The organism is Paenibacillus lacisediminis (assembly GCF_046567315.2).
The window spans coordinates 318,530-337,145 of sequence record NZ_JBKIAX020000006.1 but is presented as its reverse complement, the minus strand read 5'-3'; the positions used below and the strand labels follow the sequence as shown (position 1 = coordinate 337,145).

Sequence of the window (18,616 nt, the reverse complement as noted above, 5' to 3'; positions counted from 1 at the left end):
ATGGCCAAAACAGACTGGAAGAATTCAGATATTGTTAAGCCGGATGATATGAACCAAATCGGGCAAGAAATCAATCAGTTGTACACTGAAATTGAGGAGCGCCTCGATACAGTCAAATCATCCGATATGACACTGCAGCCCCGCCTGCAGGTGGTCAATGCGGCGAAGGACGCGCGGTTCCGGCTCGGGGAGGTGCGGGGGCGGACGTTGATTAATTTACTCGGAAGCGCCGGATCGTTTGATTCACTGACTGGCTGGTCTGTCGTTGGTACTGCTGCTATTGATACAACAAATAAAGTCGAAGGTTCAGGATGTGCTGCTATAACTGTTACCAATGAGCAATACGCAGACATATTCCAGAGATTTTCTTACAATCCGAGCAAAAATTATATTGCTGTAGCGAGAGTGAAAATGGTAAGCGGAGTAGCGATGGCTTTGCGGATGAATGATAACGCTGTTCCTAAAGAAATGAAGTCACCGCTCATGTCCACGCTAAATAAATTTGAAACAGTGTTTATTCGAGTTCCTGCTAATTTTTTTACTGGGGCTAACATCGTGTATATCAGTGCTTTGCTGTCCGGCCCAAATGATTCCTCCGGCTATGTAGATGCCTTGCGCGTCTATGAGATTTCTGATGCTGAATACGCCGTGATTGATGGGATGACTACGGAGCAGGTTGCCGAGAAATATCCATTTGGCCTTATTGGTATTCGTGGTGTTGACGGCCCGTATACGATCAGTACGTTTGACAATCTAGTTCCACCACTTTACGAGGCGACAATTTTGAGCACACATGCAATTGTAAATCCGTATGAGTTAAGTATGGGTGTAACCGATCAAACAGCCTACACGATTATTCCGCTTATAGCGAAGCCAAATACTGATTATACGATCAAAGTTGAAGGGGACAATTTTTCTTATTCAATCTTCCCTGTAGATTTAACCGAACCAAATCCGCCAGTACCTTGGATCACCAGCAACGTGCATACGTTTAACAGCGGAGATAATACCGAGTTAAGATTGTTGATCAGAAGCTCGGATAGAACAAAACAGGCTGTATTTAAAAACCCAATACTCGTTCCAGGCGCGGAGCCTAAACCTTTCGTACCCCAACATAAGTCTATGCTCGCTTTTCAGACTCCGTTATATGCTAACCCGAATGACGGAAGCGATCCTGATGAATTGTATGAGCAAAACGGGCAGTATTTTAAGTTGGAAAAGTGGAAGAAAGTTGTGCTGGATGGGTCTATACCATGGGTATTTGCACAATCTTTCAGTGGTTATAAAGCCGTTGCTTGGCTTGACGTCCCAGACCCCGTTTCTGATTCAGGAACAATTACTAAGTATGACGGGAAAATATTGGGTGAATGGTTGGCTGGTTCGACTGCTACAGGGACTGACCAGCATGTTTTGGATGGGGCAACGGACGATCTGTGGATTACCATAAGTAATATTGATAGCGGATGGGGGCCGGACTATACTCCGACGCAGGATGAGATAAAGGCGTATTTTTGGGGCTGGAGAATGCGACAAGAAGATACGATAGATCAGCCATACACATCGGGAAAAAAATATTGGCGCAGAATTACAGACAATGAAGGGGTTACGGACATTCTGCCGACATCTTCCTATCTGGGATTCACGCCTTACCAACTTCTTTATCGTCTCGCAAAAGCAACCGTAGAACCCGTCACATCCGAAGGCGCGCTGCTGCTGACGGAAGGCGACAATATGGTGGAAGTCGGAATGGGGATTGTGCTGCGGGAGTCGGCAAAGCCTACGTACTATTCGACCAATGGAAATTACTATATCAACAATACCGCAGTAAGTGGAAGCCTACTAAAGAATAAGGTGTCCCGTATATTGCGGGTTTACCGCAATGGTCAGGTTGATAATTCCGCAAAGGTCGAAAATGATGTTAACGCATATGGCAAACAGCATGTTAGATTTTTACCGGCGGACTTCAATCCAAATGCCGCCTATTCCGTCACATACCTAAAACTCGATAAATCGCCGATTCAGCCGATTGCTGGCAGCCTGGCCGCTAACGAAAAGGCGCAGATCAGTGACCTGACCGCAGGCGTGGCCGAGGCGCTGCGACGTGTGAGCGTCGTTGAGCGGAAGAAGGCGGATGAGGAGGCGCCGGGATGGATAAGTTCAACTTTGCTTAATGGTGCTACTGGAAGCGTAAAATACAGAAAGATTGGCTTGACTTTGTACGTCGGTGGAACGCTGTTTACGGGTGCTAAAATTGCAGGAACCGTATTATTTAGGCTACCGTATGAATACGCGCCGAAAACAGTACTGACATCAGTGCTTGCCACGTATGATTCCGGCGCGGAACTCCGGAGCGTCGTGGTCGATTTTTACCCGGACGGATCGGTGAAACTAGCCTCTGACGCCCGCTCCGTGATTATATTTAATTCTGTTTCCGTATCTTTAGATTGGAGGTAGCACCTGTGAAAGAAGCGATAAAAATAGACCCTGAGGGCTACTATGTTGGTGTCAAACATGTGGACGATGCCTTTTCCGGCGTCGTCCCTTTTTATGCAGATCCGCCAGAGCCAGCCGTGGAGATGCCGACTGAAACCGATACCGAGGCGGCGGACGAGCAGTTGGTAAAGGAACCACAGTCCGCCGGGTATATCGTCGGCGTACCGGTTCCGGCCGGGCTCTATCTGCCGCGCTTCGACTTAGTGGAGTGGCAAACGTACCAGGATGCCGTGGCCGCAGCGCAAGAGGCATACCGAGCCGCCTGTGATGAATGGGCGGCACAGCCAGAAGACGAGCGCGGCGAGATGCCGGCATATACCGTGCCGGAGCAGCCGCAGAAGCTATGGACGGAAGGTTTGACGACGGAAGAGATCGCCGCGCTGCATCCACCGGCGGAGCTGACCGAGCTGGAGCGCCTGCAGGCTGAAAATTTGAAGCTGAAACAGGCGATCGCCGAGCTGGCCGAAGCAAACGAAGCTGATAAAACGAATTGAAAACGATGATAATCCGCCACGTTGCAAAGACCAGGTGCAGGGGTTGCTTGACGCTGACGCCGAATAGATGTTTATTTTGCCCTCGGAGCCAATCCGGGGGCTCCATTTTTGAAGAGATCTGATTATAACACCGTATGCCTCTATTACTATGTCACTCTTTTCTCAATCCTAACAACCATTTCTGTATATTATCGCCCTCTAGCTTTATTGGTTCGTCTTCTGTTCCAACAAAAATATACTGAACTGATACTTCCCCAATTCCTTTTGCATCTTTAAAACTTGTCCCGTATAGAAGTGCTCCATCAAATATAGCGCTTGTTAGATCCACATTGTAAAAATTTGCATGACTTAAATTCGCTCTTCGAAAAGAAGCCCGGCGCATATCTGATCCTGATAAGTCAGCAAAGCTAAGATCTGCGTCGGCAAAAGACGCCTTTATACCAAGGCGATTTCTCAAAATTGAATTTTTTAATGCATGATCGAATACAGTTTTACTCAATATACATTCCGACAAATTCGTTTCATCTAGATTAATCTCTGTTAGATTTAGTTCACGTATCTCTTTTTTTACTATTTCTAACTTTCTTCCACTTTTCCCATCCGACTGTGCCCAGAGGTGATGGCTCAAAAACATATCCTTGATATCCATGCAATACTCCTTTTCAGGTATATCTATGGACAACAATTTAAAATATAATTAGGATTTTGTTTTAAAAAACTACAGCATATTTTCCCGTCTTAAACTTTCCAAAAGCCCCCGGTCAATATATGAGTCTGTTATCACTGAAAAATCGTCTGAATTGTTGTGGAGACCGTGCGATAGTATAAATTTTTCTCCGTTATCCATAACTATCTCAACACCAACCTCATTTGGTAATTCGGCGAGCAAGGCATTTTGCGGATCGCGCTTAATAATATTCACCATACTTATTTTCTTCCCTACTATTCGGCCCCAGTAAGAGTTACTGTATTGTTTATCCAAGGCACTAATAGCATAGAGTTCAGTATCATTTTCGATAGGTTCATCAGTGATGTAGCCTGTATCATCTTTTTCAACCCATATAATAACTGAATTTTGCGATGGGTCGCTGGCGGCTCCAATGACTAACCCCGATTGAAAATACATTAACACTGGTCCTGCCGTTAGTGAAAATACGTCTTCTTCTGGAATTTCACATTGCTCTATGGCATCACTACTTTCCCACCAGCTAAACCTTATCAATTTACTAAGTGTCTGATTTTTTATAATTTGAAATAATTTAATTTTATCAGACGGGAAAGAACTTAATCTAATGTTTGCATCCATTGAGTTCCCTCATTTCAATCTATATTCTTTTTAGCAGCTTCAATAAGTAGATCGATCATTCTCACGTTATTGGCAGATGGCTTTTCGCCAACAATTACGTCTAAAGGATCAGCAACTACAATGCTTCCATCTTTACCTATCAGGAATTGAAGATCATTAATCCTGACTTTTTTCTCAATCATCATTCGTTTTATAGTATTTAAATCATTAATACTTTGTTGATTTAATAAAGGCGACTCTCCCACTATTATTATTTTACCATTTTGCAACCTTACTACATCCTTAGAACCTTGAGCAAATCTATCAAACATAAGTGCTGGGTTATCGTCAACATTTACTGAACGGGCATTAACCGTTGGAAATCCTAGTTCATCCAACTTGTCGAGCAATTTGAGCTCATCATCCAGCAATACCTTTGGCTTTCCAGGTTTTAAAACTCCCACAGCCTCGTTATTCCCGTAAGCATAAACATCCTTATTACCACCACTTCCCAAATGTTCTCCCAACTCATTTTTTGAGATATTTATATTCGGAACCTTTGGCGTTCTCCAGCTACCTTCCCCCTCCATAAACTTCAGGTAATTCTCCTGCCCTGAAGTTTTGGGGAGAGTGACGATATCATCGACGCTCGTTCCGGGAATGGGGGCCATCATGCCCCCGGGGGTCAGCCCTTTTTCGATCTTCACCGAGTCGGAAATCTTCGGCAACAACTCAGCCAGCTTCTTCGAAGTCTTCGCCGAAATTTTGGCCCCGGATTTGACTGCGCCGTTCACCAGCGTTAACGCCATGACGGCTTTGGTCAAGGCACGGCCATAGGTTACGCTCTCTTCGTAGGTGGCTTTGCCGCTGAAGATTTTGTCGGATAGCTCATTGATTTGTTCAAAAGGGACGACGAATTCTTGGGCTAATCCTTCTCCGACTGAATTTTTGATGTCATCGTAGGTGATCTCGCCGCTAGCGATCGCTTTACCCAAATCGTAATATCCCGGGATGGTTTCTGTCCAGAACTGCAGGCTGGTTGGCTGAACGCTTATTGCGTACTCAATAAAATCTGTGGCATCTTCACCAAGTTGCTTGACGATGCCCTCCCCGACGCCTACCGTCGTGAAAGCCGTGCTCATTCCGCGGGTGTCCAGGTCCGGATTATTGCGGATGCCCAGCCCTCTCTCGGCATAAGCCAATTCTAGCAGCTCTTTCGTAATTTTGCCGTCCACTTCAAATTGGTAGCCGTCCAGGCCGAACATGTCCCGGCGCACCGCGGCTACGGAACTGACGGTATTCGCAATGTGTTGGTAGCCCGCGACCGCGATCAAAAATTCCCCATTGTACTTTCCGGTGATTTCCCCTTGATAGATGTTCATGTCTTTCAAATATTGCTGCATTGCTCGAATGTCTTCCTCGGGAACCTCCCGGTTATACGCATCCAACTGTTCCTGCAGCTTTCGTCTTTGCTCGGCGGCCTTAAGGACAGCGGCTTCGATTTCATCGTAGTGGCTCCGCGCCCATTCCCGGTACATGGCGTTCAACATCCCGGCTGCGATGACAAGCCGCAGTTCGCTTTCCTTCCGCATTGGGGATCCGTCCTGTTTGAGCGGATTGTAAGCGCAAGCGTCCAAAGGCGAGCCTTTTTGGAACTCCGCCAAGCTGACTTCTTCCTTGAACCACTCCTGCGATACGCCCAAATCGGCCAACACCTTGCGATACTTCTCAGCCTCTTGATGGGCCTGCTCCATGTACATCCGGTTTCCATAGGCCATGTAAATACGGTAGGCCGCCTGGCTGCGGGCGATTTCTTTAAAACTTTTCGCGATAATCTCAAGTTCTTTTCTTGCGTTCAACTGCTCCTCTGCACTTCCGGTGTCCAAGCTGGCCAAAAGAGCAGCGATCCGCGCATCTTCTTTGACCGGGGCGAGACGGCTTTCGAGCGACCATTCCTGAATCTTCAGCAAAGACTCTTTGATCAGTTGCAGGATAGAGGGAGGCGCCGCCACAACCGTATGCGGTCCCACCCCATTTCCTGCCGAAGCGGCTGCAAACCGGTTCAACCCGCTCTGGAGCACCCCCTTCAGGGTGAACACCGGCGGGTTCTTCCCACGGGTTAACGCCAGCATCTCTTTTTCGGTTTGCCGATATTGGCCGGCGGCCATCGTCAGAGCTTTCGCTTTGCTCCTCATATGATCGTCCAACTGCATCGATAGCGACATGATTTTTCGCAGCCGATCCCTTGCCGCTCGCGCCGCCGAGCGCACGTTATTTTCATGATAAGCCGATTCAACACTGCCGATCAGCCGATTCAATTCCCGGTACATCCCGGTGTTCGTCTCTTCAAAGGTCTGCCTTAACCGGTCCAGTTGGCGAGACAACTGCTTGATTTGATCGGGATTTACCTTTTGCAACATTTTTGATCTCCGCCTTTAGATGGACGTATGTACTCGGAAAAATTTACCACCAACCAGTATATTCACGGGTATTCTACCAATATGAACCAGGCCAAACAATAGATACATCGTACAAATTTCGTTATACGAAAGTCCCATTATTGCGGCTCAACATGGTGTGCCCCAACCGCAGGCTATCCAACCGACTAACAAGCGACTAACAGCCGACTAACAGCGAACAGGACTGTGAACGAGACGTTCAAAGCCCTGTCTTTTGCTTACCCGAATCGGCATTTCAGCGCTTTCCACCCAACAATTTTTCCACAAGCCAAGGTTTGATCACGGGCAACACCACATTAGGCTGCATCGCTTTCGTATGATCCATGCCGCCTCCCGGTAAAAGTTCAATATCCCAGCCATTTTCGCTCAATAGACTCTGGTTCTTTTTCAAGCGCCCAACGATGTCGACCGTAACATTGCCGAAGTTTTCGCCATAAATAATCGTGTCCTGTTCCCCAGCAAAAGTGAGCTTGGGAATCGCCAGTTTGTCCAGAACGCTTCGGTCGTCAAAGTCCATCAAGCTTTGATACAACGTCATGAATTGCTTGGTTACGGACGGATCGATCGTGACGGTGACGTTATCCCAATCGAAATCCGCCGGATTTTCGGGGGCCGCTTGTTGGGAAAGTGTATTCTGCTTATGGTGCAGCGCTTGCTGATATGTTTTTTCGGTGACGACCAGCATTTCGCGATATGGTCCTTCGTAAGGCGGATAACCGCCCATAATCAAACTTTCCAAACGATCCGACCTGACCGCCAGTTGCAATCCCGCGAGCGCCAGCCAGGAGTACCCGTAGTAGCTAAACTGACGGATGCTCAATTCATTCGCGATATGCAGGAGATCGTTCACGATATGCTCCGGCGTGAGGTCGTTCGAAACGGGATTTTGAAACAAGTGCCCCTCATAATCGAAAAATAAAACCTGAAACCGGTCGGCGAGTCCTTCCACCAAGTGCTTTCCTGATTCCGGGTCAACGCCCCACTGCTTTAAACTTTCGGCCTCTTGGCCGTATACCGGTTTTTTGGCAACAGGCAGCATGATCGTTCTAGCGTTGGATTGTCCGGCAAGCCCCACTTCGATGACTGAGTTGTCGGTCAGAGTTATCTTTTTTTTCAAGCAAATCACTCCTTTGGGCGGTTATATTATCATCGTATAACATTCATGCAATCTTTCGCTTTGCTGCTCATCATGCCTTGGTATTCGTGTTATATTAATGAGCAATATTAACGCTGCACTTTAGGGTTTAACTTTAAGGGGTTGTTCAAAAAGTCAACTTTTGATCACGAAGCAGGACAAGAAGCTTAACCGACATCGAATCTTGAATTCAGCCGGGCCAAGCGTATGCTTCCGAAGCATGTTTCCTACGGAAACATTTCAGTTGCTCACGTAGGATCTTCCTACGCTCCGCTACTCAGTCCCTAGCTTCATCCGACCTACAGCGTTTTGAAAAAACGCACTTCGGAAGCATAAGCTTCGGTGCTGAAAAGCCGACTTTTTGAACCCGCATTCTAACCTTTGAACTGGGGGGCAGGAATGAACGAAGTATATACTCCGAAACAAATAGCAAAAATGTTAAATATCAGCACCACGACTTTGCGAAGATACGAGGAACAGGGGCTGATTCCGGATGTCCATAGAACGGCCAGCAACCGCAGATGCTACCGGCCTGTTCACTTACAGGCTTTCACCGTTATCCGAACGCTGCTTCAAGGGTATGACATCCCGCTGGTCTACGAGGTGATGCGAAATATTAAAAAGGGGAACACGGTGGAGGCTTTATGGTTAATCAACCGGCAGCTGCACCTCCTACAGGAGGAGAAGCAGAGAGTGGAAGAAATTTTGACGATGATCAGAAATACGGATTTCTCCAAATACCGCAACATCAAAGTCGCGGAAGCGATGAAAATCGGGGAAGTTGCCGCGTTGGCCGGCGTTAATCCTTCGGCGATCCGGCACTGGGAGAAGGAAGGATTGATCAAATCGGAGAGAGATCGGGAGAACGGGTACAGAATGTACACCGTATCCGCACTGAAGAAGATCATTGTGATTAGCAGTCTGCGAAAAACAATCTACTACATCGAAAATATGAAACAGTTGCTAAATGAACTGGAAACACAGCACTACACGAAAGTGGAGCGGTCTTTTCAACTGGCCCTGCAAAAATTAAATCACCAGCTTGCGACCCGATTCCAAGGCATTGCCGAACTGGTGAAATATGTAGCTCTTTATCGCGAGGAATCTCGTCCCGGCAAACTTGACCTCTCCCGAAATGACGTTTTCCCTAACCCTTCCGGTTAGCTCAAGCCCGGCAACCAATCTCTCATCAGCCGCAAAAAAAGAAGGAGGTACAAGCGTATGCTTGTTTTCTTTACCCTCATTTGCATCGTGGTGCTCCTCGCTGTTGGCTTCGATTTGTTTATGAAGCTGTACCCGCCCTTTGGCGGCAAGCCATCGCCCGCAGAGGTAGAGCGTTACCGGCAATCCCCCAACTACAACGGAAAAAAGTTCGAATATCCCCTGCACACGCAGATGTTTGCACCTACGCCCGGCAGTTTTGTTACGGCGTTGCGCGAATACCTGCAACGCAAACCGCATCTGAGGCCCGACCGGCCCTTGCCGCAGGTCAAGCTGAATCGGCAGGCGATCGAAGGGATCAAGGAGGACACGGTCATTTGGTTTGGCCATTCGGCCTTGCTGCTGCAACTTGGAGGGACGCGGATGCTGCTTGACCCGATGTTTGGTCCCTCTTCATTTCCGATCAAGGGAATGGGCGGAAAAAGATTCAACCAAGAGCTGCCGTTCGGCGATCTGGACGAGCTCCCGGCGATCGACGCCATCGTTTTGTCCCATGATCATTATGATCATCTTGACTACGGCACGATCAGGCGGCTGAAGGACCGGGTGACGCAGTTTATCGTGCCGCTGGGCATCCGCTGCCATCTGGAACGGTGGGGCGTCGAGCCCGAGCGGATCAGCGAGCATGACTGGTGGGATGAGCTCGAGTTTCGAGGCATTCGGCTGGCTTGCACGCCGGCCCGTCATTTTTCCGGCAGGGGATTGTTTAGCCGCGATGGCGGACTATGGTGTTCATGGGTCATCACGACGCCAGAGACAAGGGTGTTCTACTGCGGGGACAGCGGGTACGGGCCCCATTTTAAGGAAATCGGCGAAAAATACGGCCCGTTTGACCTCACCTTGATGGAGTGCGGCCAATATGATGACCGGTGGATTGACGTCCATTTGCTTCCCGAGCAGACGGTGCGGGCCCATCTGGACGTCAAAGGGAACGTGCTGCTTCCGGTGCATTGGGCCGCGTTTACGCTGGCGATGCACAGCTGGTATGATCCGATCCGCCGCCTGACCGAAGAAGCGGGACGGCGGGACGTCCCGGTCACAACGCCGAAAATCGGGGAGCTCGTCAAAGTTGGCGCGTCCGCATACCCGGCCGAGGCGTGGTGGAAATAGCGATGGCGGGCAGAGGCGGACGCATAAGCAGGGGCTTTTCCGTGAGGATGAGGACGATCAAGTTTGAAATCCACGATCCACCTTTCAGAAAAGCTTTTTTGTGCGGGTAGAGTGCCGCACAGTGCTGCTCAGTGCCGCACAGTGCTGCTCAGTGCTGCTCAGTGCTGTCCAGCGCCACCCAGTGCCGCCAAGTGCCCAAGTGCCGACAGTGCCGCGAGAATAACGCCCTTTTTCGGCGCTATTTTCTCATTGCGCGGAAATCGGGGCTTATAGAGGACTTTTTGGTCGTTATTTTAGTGGGAGGGTGGTCTAAAGCCGGTTTCTCCGGGGCCCCGGAGGAAATAGGTACATAAATGTCCGCTATTTGGAGGACGGAGGGAAAATCAAGCCCAATAGCGACCTAAATTCCCGTTATTTCCGGGATATCGGGATCAATGGTGTTATGGCAGGCCACGGAAGGCCATGAAAGGCCATGAAAGGCCGCCCCTCGGTTATCCCAGGTCGCCGCGACTTGCTCGCCAGCCCGAAGAACCGGACAGGCCAGCTCAAAGTACCGACTCATCAACCAAAAGGACCCAACCCATCAGCCAAAAGAACCCGACTCATCAGCCTAAAGGGCTCGACCCATCAGCCCAAAGGGCCGGAACCACACGGTCCCGGCCCTTACCATACGGCATACGGCGGCAGTTTCGCTTACAGCTTCACCCAGGCCACCAGCCCATCGGGCTGATCCGGGTTGATGCCGTGGCGTTCGGCGTTGGCCAGAGCGGCGATTTGCGGGATGAAAATAAACGGAATGCCCCGCACCGCGGCGTCCAGCGGCCGCTCCGTCGTGATCGCGAGATCGACGATGTCATACGGCACCGCCGCCGCCCGATCGGCAAACGCGATCACGGTGGCGCCGCGGTCTTTGATATCACGCATCAGGTTGCGCTGATGGTCGATGCCGCTGTCCGACAAGGCCGCGATCACCAGCGTATCCGGGCCAACCGTCACCATCGGGCCGTGGCGCACATCGAGGAGATGGTAGGCGTGCGCTTGCGTCTTGGCGATTTCGGTCAAGGCGATCGCGCCCTCGGCGGCCAGGCCCTGCAGCTCGCCGTCCGCCAGCACGACGGCGTTCGTCCAGGCGAAATCGGACGTCCGGCGTATGCCGTCCTCCACACGCGCCATGTAGGCTTCGCCTTGGTGAATAGCCGCCTGCATATCGGCGATCAGCGCTTCGTCGCCGGCCAGGAAGGCGGCGAGCAGGAGATTGGCCGCATACAGATTGGTGACCGTACGGGTCTGGCAGACGCTATGGTCGAAAGCCCACGGTAGCTCCAGGGAAAAGTCGGCCGTTGCGGTCAGCGGGGAAGCTTCCACACAGGAAATCGCCAACACGGGAATGCGTTGTTCATCGGATTGGATCAACCGCAGCGCTTCAACCACCTCGCTGGTGCTGCCGGACCGTGACGGCGCGATCGCCAGGGTGCCAACCAGCATCGGGCGGTAGCGGTCGGCATGGAGCATCAGATCGCCGGCGGCCAGGGAAACCGCAGGCAGGCCGGCGCGCAACCGGAAGGAGAAAGCAGCCGCTTCACTCAAGCAATAGCTGGAACCGGAGCCGACGAAGGTCACGGAGTTTACCCCTTCTGCCCTAACAAAGGCCGTAAACTCAGCACGCTTGGCCAGCATATAATCGTAAGTCTGCTGCAAGGCCTTATATTGGCCTTTTATTTCACTGTACGTCAAACTCATAAAAGATACCTCCCGCAAATAAATTAAAATGACGCTTTATGTCAATTTTATAATCATTTCAATCAAAAAAGCAATAAAAAAGATTATTCCAAACAGTAAAATGGACTTTAATTTGCGAATTTGGCGATAAATTTTTATAAAATGATTGATTTAATCAAAATAAACGATTATTATGATCACAAGCACAGGATTTACCCAAGTATCAATCATACGTTTTATCCAACCAGCAGTTGCAATCATTTACCTAGTGGATCGATTCAAAAATAACGTGAACGTTGGTGAAGTGACGGCAAATCGCACCGCATACCGCATACCGTATACCGCATACCGCATACCGTATATCGCCTACCGCTTACCGTATATCGCCTACTGCTTACCGCGTGAAGGCTAACGGACCTGTACGACCTTATTTGCCCGAAAAGAGGCCGATTTTTATTCTAACGGACAGGAGAGCCGCTATTTGCTCAAAAAAGGCCCGATACATGCACATCCAAGCCCAATAAGGTCTGTGGTGTCCGTTACGGCATCAAAAATGGTTGATTTCGCCGAAATAACGGCGCTGGTGTCCGTTAGGGTTGGGGTTTGCGGTACCGTTGCGGTTACGATCACAGTTGCAGTTACGGTTGCAAGCTACAATCTGCGGTTACGATCACAGTCACAGTCACAATCACAATCAAAGCCGCAGTCGCACCAGACCCACCTACACACGTTATTCCCGAATCGCTCCACTAATGAGAGGAAGGTGTTAACTCGTTCGAACCGCCGCCAGCCGAGCCCAAATAGGGGGGCAATGCCTTCGCATAAAGAGGGCTGCAAGGCCCTCGTATAAAGGGGCCAACAGGCCTTCATGTACACGGGCTCCCAACGCCTCTTTTCAATAACGAGGCCCCGATGCTCCCTTCACATACGGCGTGCGGCGATACCTTTTAAGGGGGAAAAGATATGCCACTTATCTCGTCTACTGAAATGCTGCAAGCAGCCCGCAGGGAACAATACGCCGTCGCCGCTTTTAACGTGCACACGCTAGAGATGCTTCAGGCGGTCGTTGAAGCAGCGGTGGAAATGGACTCCCCGCTCATTATTCAATCGACGGTGGGCACCGTCAAACATCTGGGTGCGGATTACATCGCCCATGCGGCCAAAACCGCAGCGGACCGGACGGGTCTGCCCATGGCGCTGCATCTGGACCATTGCACGGATTTTCCGACGATTATCCAATGCATCCGCGCCGGCTACACCTCGGTTATGATCGACGCCTCCATGTTTCCTTTTGAGGAAAACGTGGAACGGACCAGCAAAGTAATGGAGATCGCCCGCGCTTCCGGCGTAAATGTGGAGGCGGAGCTCGGTAAGGTCGGGGGCGTCGAGGATGACATTGTCGTCGATGAGCGGCAAGCGTCGTTGGCCGATCCCGATGAATGCGCGTTATTCATCGAACGCACCGGCGTACCTACACTGGCGCCCGCGATCGGAACCGCCCACGGCATTTACAAGGGCCGGCCGAACATTGATTTTGAGCGGATTGCGCGGATCGCGGACCGCGTGTCCGTTCCTTTGGTGCTGCACGGCGGGTCGGGCATTCCGGCCGAGCAGATCCATCAGGCGGTTGCGCTGGGGATGTCCAAGGTGAATATTGCCACCGAGCTGCGCATTGCGTTCTCCGATGCGATCAAAGGCGTGTTTGCGGCCCATCCCGAAGAAAACGATCCACGCAAATACATGGTTCCGGCGAAGGAAGCGGTCAAACAGCTGGCGATGGAAAAAATGCGGCTCTGCGGCTCCGGCGGAAAAGCGGGGAAAACCGGCACGACCATAGCAGCCGGAATCGTTGAAGCAACCGGAACAACCGGCACGACCGCAACATCCGGGATTGTTGAAGCAACCGGAACAACCGGCAAGACCGGCGCAGCCCGATGATCACCACGGTCACGCTCAACGCGGCCATTGACCGGACGTATTATGTCGACAGGTTCAGCGTGGGCCAAGTGCATCGGGTGGCTCGACAGGTCGACGAGCCAGGCGGCAAAGGCAACAATGTCGCCAAGGTGATCCGGCAGCTTGGAGGCCAGGTCACGGCCACCGGCATCATCGCCGGCACGAGCGGTGCGTTCATCGAACGCGGCCTGGCCGAACGGGGCATCCAGACGAAATTTATCCAAGCCCCGGGAGAGTCGCGGGTCTGCCTCAACATTCTGGATGAGTCCAACGGAAGTTCCACCGAACTGCTCGGGCAAGGACCAGCCGTCACGGAACCCCAGATCGCCGCAATTAAGGAAACGCTGCACAGTCTGGCCCAAAAATCCAGCGTAGTCGTGCTCTCCGGCAGCTTGCCCACGGGTGCGCCGGACGATTTATACGCGGAGCTGATCAGCATCATCCGATCCGCCGGCGCCAAGGCCTTTCTGGATACCGGCGGCGCGGCTTTCAGCGCCGGGCTAAGCGCGTCACCGCGTTTTGTGAAGCCAAACGAGCAGGAACTGGCCGGATGGCTGGGGCACGAACCGCGGGACATAAGTGAATGGACCCGGGCCGCGCAAAAGCTGGCCGACCAGGGAATCGCCGAGGTGTGCGTCACGCTGGGCAGCCGCGGAGCCGTGGCGGTTCTGGATGGAGCGGGGTATGTGGTGACGCCGCCGGCCATTCGTCCCGTGAATACCGTGGGCTGCGGCGACGCTTTTGTGGCCGGCATGGCGTATGCAGAGGAACGCGGCGATTCGGCCGCAGACAGGCTGCGCACCGCCGCTGCGGCGGCCGCGGCCAATGCGATGTCCGCCAAAGCGGGGGATATCGATTATCGTCTTTTCCGGGAATACGAACGGCAGGTGCAGATCATAGCTTTGTGAAGGGTCCGGCAAAAGCGGGCAGCGCACGTTTTTCTAACGGATATTTTTAGCAGGATGCGGGTTCATTTCGGCGTATTGCAATCTATCCTTTCATCCTCCACAATAGAGCTAACACGGGCTAGGCCCACATATATCAAAGAGGATGTTCAAAAAGTCATCTTTTGATCACGAAGTAGAATCAAGGAGCTTACTCGACATCGAATCTTGAATTCAGCCGGGTGGGGCGGATGCTTCCGAAGCATGTTTCCTACGGAAACATTTCAGTTGCTCACGTAGGATCCACAAGCGTATGCTTCCGAAGCCGTTTTCTACGAAAACGTTTAGCTCCGCTACTCAGTCCCTAAGCTTCTTTCGACCTAAAGCGTTTTGAAAAAACGCACAGCGGAAGCATAGGCTTCGGTGCTGAAAACCTGACTTTTTGAACTCGCATTTAAAAGGAGAGAACTATGCAATATTCAAAGGGTGAGCTGCGCAGAGCGAAAACGCTGGAACTGATTAAGGCGCACGGAAAAATATCGCTGCAGGAAATTATCGAAGCCGTCGGCTGCTCGGAAGCAACCGCCAGACGCGATCTGGACGTGCTGGAGAAAGCGGGCGGGATCATCCGCACGACCGGCGGAGCCATTTACGAAGGGGCGCTAACGCCGTCGGCGGCGGAGCTGCCTTTTGCCGCAAAACGCGACTTCAAACGGCAGGAAAAAGAGCGGATTGCCGAAGCCGCGGCCGCCCTCGTCCAAGAGGGAGACATTATCTGCCTGACCGGGGGCACGACGACGTTTTTTATTGCCAAAGCGCTGAAGAAACACCAGAATATTACGATTGTCACCAATGCGGTGAACATCGCTTTTGAACTGGCCGATGCCGAAGGCATTCAAGTTGTGGTGATCGGCGGCGTGATGCGGGCCAAAAGCTATGAGCTAAGCGGTCCGCTGGCGGAGAATGTGATCGATAAAATCAACATTACCAAAATGTTTCTCGGGGTGGACGGAGTATCGCTGAATCACGGCTTTACGATGCATTCCGAGCTTGAAGCCCGGATTGCCCAGTTAATGATGGAACGTTCCAGCGAAGTGTATGCTGTATTCGACCAAAGCAAGCTGGAGAAGAGCGCTTTGTTTACCATTACTCCTCTGAATCAGGTGACGGGGGTAATCACGAATAAGCAGCCGGAGGGATGGTTTGAGCAAGCGTGCCAGGAGCAGCAGATTGCCGTTTATACACCCTTAGACCACACTGCTCCTATTTAAAGAGGTTGTTCAAAAAGTCATCTTTTGATCACGAAGCAGCAGGTCAGGAAGTGGTCTCGACGTCGAATCTTGAATTCAGCCGGGCCAAGCATATGCTTCCGAAGCATGTTTCCTACGGAAACATTTCAGGTGCTCACGTACCCAAAACGTACGCTCCGCTCCTTACGTCCCTAGCTTCATCCGACCTAAAGCGTTTTGAAAAAACGCACATCGTAAGCATAAGCTTCGGTGCTGAAAAGCCGACTTTTTGAACTCGCACTTAAAGGCGCCCCAATCCTCAAGCAACCTCCCCTTCAAATGCTGGCTAATTTGCAGGAGATAAGGGGGATATGCGAATGCGGTTTTCCAAAATCATGCTGATCATCGCGGTGGTTTGCGTTGTATTCGCCGCAGCGGGCTGTGCAGGCCCATCCGCTTCAGGCGGCGATACATCCTTAGATACGGAAGGCAAGGTAAAACTGGTCTTTTGGAGCCACCAAGAAGACGCAATTGTAAACGCATACAAAAAATTAATCTCGAAGTATCAGACCTTGCATCCCGATGTAACGATTGATTATCAGACCTTTCCGTATGACGTGTACAATCAAAAGCTGAAAGCTTCATTTTCCGCGAGCACACCGCCCGATGTCGCCGAGCTGTTTGGCACTTGGGTTCCCGCATATTCCAAGAATGACCTGCTCGTTGAAATCCCCGATGGCGAAAATGTAAAAAAAGCGTACTATGACGCCCCCCTCGGCGGGTATTTGCGGGATGGCAAGCTGTACGGGCTGCCGCTTGAATACAACATTGAAAACGGCGGCATGCTGATCCACCCGCAAATGTTGAAGGAGCAGGGCTTCGATCAGCCGCCGTCCACCTGGGCGGAACTGGTCGATTACGCCAAAAAACTGACTGTCCGCGAAGGCGATGTCCTTAAAGTGAAGGGCTTCGATTTTGTATCGTCGGACAATATCACGTTTACTTACTTATCGCTGATTCTCCAGCAGGGCGCCAGCTTCTGGGGAGAGGACGGACATGTGAATTTCCACACCCCGGAGGCGCAGACGGCGATGTCCGCTTTGGTCTCGCTCGTGGCCGACGACAAAGTTGCGGATTTGACCTCGTTTGGCGGGGAGCTGGACACCTCCGATTATTTTTTTCGCGGGAACTCAGCTATGACCTACCGCGGGCCTTGGACGATTTCCTCTGGACTGAACAACTATAAGGTCAGCGATTTTGAATACGTGCCCGTACCGTCCTTTACGGAGAACCCGCCCGTTTTTGCCGCCGAATCCGGCTGGGGCCTTGCGGTAGCGAAGCAAGGCAAACAGCAGGAAGCCGCGCTTGAGTTTATCCGGTTCATTACGGAAAAGGACAATCTTGAAGAATGGAATACGGACACCTTCACCGTTCCAGCCAAAAAAGAAATCGCCGAAGACCCTGAATTCCTGAAAAACAATCCGTATATGAAAACCTCGCTGGAAATCTTGTCGCTTGGCCAATGGATCGGTCCCGTGGCGGACCGCGATTACTTCTTCAAGCAGGTCAACGACCATTTTCAGCTGATGGCCAGCGGACAGCTGAGCGTAGCGGACGGATTGGCGAAAATCGAAAAAGCCATCAACGATAACCAAGATCAACATAAGTGATAGGGGTGTTCGGGCATGAGTACTGTTGTACCGACCAACAAGGCGGATAAGCTAAAAGCGGCGGGAAAGGCGGCGGGGTACAGAGCAAAGCGGAGATTCATCCTCATTTCATTGGTGCCGATCCTGCTCCTGTTCGGGGTGTTTGCGTTCCTTCCCATCGCCTGGAGCCTGGGCTTGTCCGTGTTCAAGTATGATCCGCTTAGCTCCAAGGCGTTGTTCGTGGGGGCGGACAACTATATCCGCATGGCCCAGGACGCCGTTTTCCTGAAGTCGCTATGGGTCACGTTCAAATTCGTAACGATCACCGTACTGATCAATATCGTCATCACGCTGTTGATCGCCTCGGCCATTCAGCGGGTCAGAATCCCCTGGCTGAAAAGTTTGTTCCGCACCGTATTTTTTCTTCCAACGATCGCGCCGCTGGCGGGAACGGCCATCGTATGGAGCACGATGTTCAATTACAACAACGGCTTGTTCAACATCCTGCTGGCCAAGCTGCATATGGCCCCGATCCAGTGGCTCAGCGATCCGCATTATGCGCTTTATTCCGTCATTATGATGACCTTGTGGGCCGATATTGGCTATAATATCGTTCTTTTCATTGCCGGGCTGGATTCCATTCCCGACATGTACTATGAAGCGGCGATTCTGGAGGGCGCGGGACGGTGGCATATCTTTTTCCACATCACGCTGCCATTGCTGCGCAGAACGCTGCTGTTCGTCTCCGTGACCACAGTCGTTTCCTACTTCCAGGCCTTCCCCCAGTTCCAGATCATGACGAAGGGGGAGCCGTTCAACGAGACGCGGGTGCTGGCGCTGCACATTTACGACCAGGCGTTTGCCAATTCGAACATGGGATATGCTTCGGCGATGGCAACCGTGTTTCTCATGATCATTTTGCTCGTGACCTTGCTGCAGTTGAGATGGGGACGCACCCAGTGGGAGCATTGAGAGGAGGAAA

The 18,616-nt window shown here is 51.4% G+C and carries 14 protein-coding genes; 9 read left to right on the top strand and 5 right to left on the bottom strand.

What is annotated here, in order from left to right; genetic code table 11:
• Positions 1–2,454 (top strand): hypothetical protein, encoded by a 2,454-nt coding sequence (locus ACLD72_RS14485; protein ID WP_410995413.1) that lies wholly within the window; start codon positions 1–3, stop codon positions 2,452–2,454.
• Between the two features lie 5 nt (positions 2,455–2,459).
• Entirely contained in the window at positions 2,460–2,987 is a 528-nt protein-coding gene (locus tag ACLD72_RS14480; RefSeq protein WP_410995414.1) for a hypothetical protein, read from the top strand.
• 151 nt (positions 2,988–3,138) lie between these two features.
• Here the strand turns inward: ACLD72_RS14480 and ACLD72_RS14475 are convergent, their stop codons facing one another.
• The 4 genes from ACLD72_RS14475 to ACLD72_RS14460 form a co-directional block, all read right to left on the bottom strand.
• Positions 3,139–3,636, bottom strand: a complete 498-nt coding sequence (locus ACLD72_RS14475) for a pentapeptide repeat-containing protein (RefSeq protein WP_410995415.1) — start codon at positions 3,634–3,636, stop codon at positions 3,139–3,141.
• A 69-nt stretch (positions 3,637–3,705) separates the two neighbouring features.
• A complete protein-coding gene (locus ACLD72_RS14470; RefSeq protein ID WP_410995416.1) occupies positions 3,706–4,293 on the bottom strand; it encodes a hypothetical protein in 588 nt (195 codons plus the stop codon).
• A 14-nt stretch (positions 4,294–4,307) separates the two neighbouring features.
• Positions 4,308–6,485 carry a hypothetical protein gene (locus ACLD72_RS14465; RefSeq protein WP_458475827.1) on the bottom strand — a complete coding sequence of 726 codons (2,178 nt, stop codon included), beginning with the start codon at positions 6,483–6,485 and terminating at the stop codon, positions 4,308–4,310.
• Positions 6,486–6,966: 481 nt separating this feature from the next.
• Complete coding sequence (locus tag ACLD72_RS14460; RefSeq protein WP_458475826.1) at positions 6,967–7,848, bottom strand: alpha/beta fold hydrolase; 882 nt, start codon at positions 7,846–7,848, stop codon at positions 6,967–6,969.
• A gap of 417 nt (positions 7,849–8,265) precedes the next feature.
• Between ACLD72_RS14460 and ACLD72_RS14455 the strand changes: the two genes are divergently transcribed.
• Both ACLD72_RS14455 and ACLD72_RS14450 read left to right on the top strand, forming a co-directional pair.
• Positions 8,266–9,030, top strand: a complete 765-nt coding sequence (locus ACLD72_RS14455) for a MerR family DNA-binding transcriptional regulator (RefSeq protein ID WP_410995420.1) — start codon at positions 8,266–8,268, stop codon at positions 9,028–9,030.
• Positions 9,031–9,087: 57 nt separating this feature from the next.
• A complete protein-coding gene (locus ACLD72_RS14450) occupies positions 9,088–10,197 on the top strand; it encodes an MBL fold metallo-hydrolase (RefSeq protein WP_458475825.1) in 1,110 nt (369 codons plus the stop codon).
• A 693-nt stretch (positions 10,198–10,890) separates the two neighbouring features.
• On the opposite strand, the gene ACLD72_RS14445 is transcribed toward ACLD72_RS14450, so the two are convergent.
• Entirely contained in the window at positions 10,891–11,937 is a 1,047-nt protein-coding gene (locus ACLD72_RS14445) for an SIS domain-containing protein (protein ID WP_410995422.1), read from the bottom strand.
• Positions 11,938–12,879: 942 nt separating this feature from the next.
• Here ACLD72_RS14445 and fba point away from each other — a divergent pair.
• The 5 genes from fba to ACLD72_RS14420 all read left to right on the top strand — a co-directional run bounded on the left by fba (position 12,880) and on the right by ACLD72_RS14420 (position 18,606).
• Positions 12,880–13,854, top strand: coding sequence for a class II fructose-1,6-bisphosphate aldolase (gene fba, locus ACLD72_RS14440; protein ID WP_410995423.1), 975 nt, complete (start codon positions 12,880–12,882; stop codon positions 13,852–13,854).
• On the top strand, positions 13,851–14,780 hold the full coding sequence (locus tag ACLD72_RS14435) for a 1-phosphofructokinase family hexose kinase (protein ID WP_410995425.1): 930 nt from the start codon (positions 13,851–13,853) through the stop codon (positions 14,778–14,780). Before fba ends, ACLD72_RS14435 begins: the two co-directional genes overlap by 4 nt.
• A gap of 446 nt (positions 14,781–15,226) precedes the next feature.
• On the top strand, positions 15,227–16,027 hold the full coding sequence (locus ACLD72_RS14430; protein WP_251596065.1) for a DeoR/GlpR family DNA-binding transcription regulator: 801 nt from the start codon (positions 15,227–15,229) through the stop codon (positions 16,025–16,027).
• A gap of 335 nt (positions 16,028–16,362) precedes the next feature.
• Positions 16,363–17,655, top strand: coding sequence for an ABC transporter substrate-binding protein (locus ACLD72_RS14425; protein ID WP_410995426.1), 1,293 nt, complete (start codon positions 16,363–16,365; stop codon positions 17,653–17,655).
• A 15-nt stretch (positions 17,656–17,670) separates the two neighbouring features.
• Entirely contained in the window at positions 17,671–18,606 is a 936-nt protein-coding gene (locus tag ACLD72_RS14420; protein WP_251596069.1) for a carbohydrate ABC transporter permease, read from the top strand.
• The last annotated feature ends 10 nt before the right edge of the window (positions 18,607–18,616 follow it).

Coding starts and splice junctions, on each gene's coding strand:
- ACLD72_RS14485 (WP_410995413.1), top strand. CDS start 1: ATGGCCAAAACAGACTGGAAGAATTCAGATATTGTTAAGCCGGATGAT.
- ACLD72_RS14475 (WP_410995415.1), bottom strand. CDS start 3,636: ATGGATATCAAGGATATGTTTTTGAGCCATCACCTCTGGGCACAGTCG.
- ACLD72_RS14470 (WP_410995416.1), bottom strand. CDS start 4,293: ATGGATGCAAACATTAGATTAAGTTCTTTCCCGTCTGATAAAATTAAA.
- ACLD72_RS14465 (WP_458475827.1), bottom strand. CDS start 6,485: ATGCAGTTGGACGATCATATGAGGAGCAAAGCGAAAGCTCTGACGATG.
- ACLD72_RS14455 (WP_410995420.1), top strand. CDS start 8,266: ATGAACGAAGTATATACTCCGAAACAAATAGCAAAAATGTTAAATATC.
- ACLD72_RS14450 (WP_458475825.1), top strand. CDS start 9,088: ATGCTTGTTTTCTTTACCCTCATTTGCATCGTGGTGCTCCTCGCTGTT.
- ACLD72_RS14445 (WP_410995422.1), bottom strand. CDS start 11,937: ATGAGTTTGACGTACAGTGAAATAAAAGGCCAATATAAGGCCTTGCAG.
- fba (WP_410995423.1), top strand. CDS start 12,880: ATGCCACTTATCTCGTCTACTGAAATGCTGCAAGCAGCCCGCAGGGAA.
- ACLD72_RS14435 (WP_410995425.1), top strand. CDS start 13,851: ATGATCACCACGGTCACGCTCAACGCGGCCATTGACCGGACGTATTAT.
- ACLD72_RS14430 (WP_251596065.1), top strand. CDS start 15,227: ATGCAATATTCAAAGGGTGAGCTGCGCAGAGCGAAAACGCTGGAACTG.
- ACLD72_RS14425 (WP_410995426.1), top strand. CDS start 16,363: ATGCGGTTTTCCAAAATCATGCTGATCATCGCGGTGGTTTGCGTTGTA.
- ACLD72_RS14420 (WP_251596069.1), top strand. CDS start 17,671: ATGAGTACTGTTGTACCGACCAACAAGGCGGATAAGCTAAAAGCGGCG.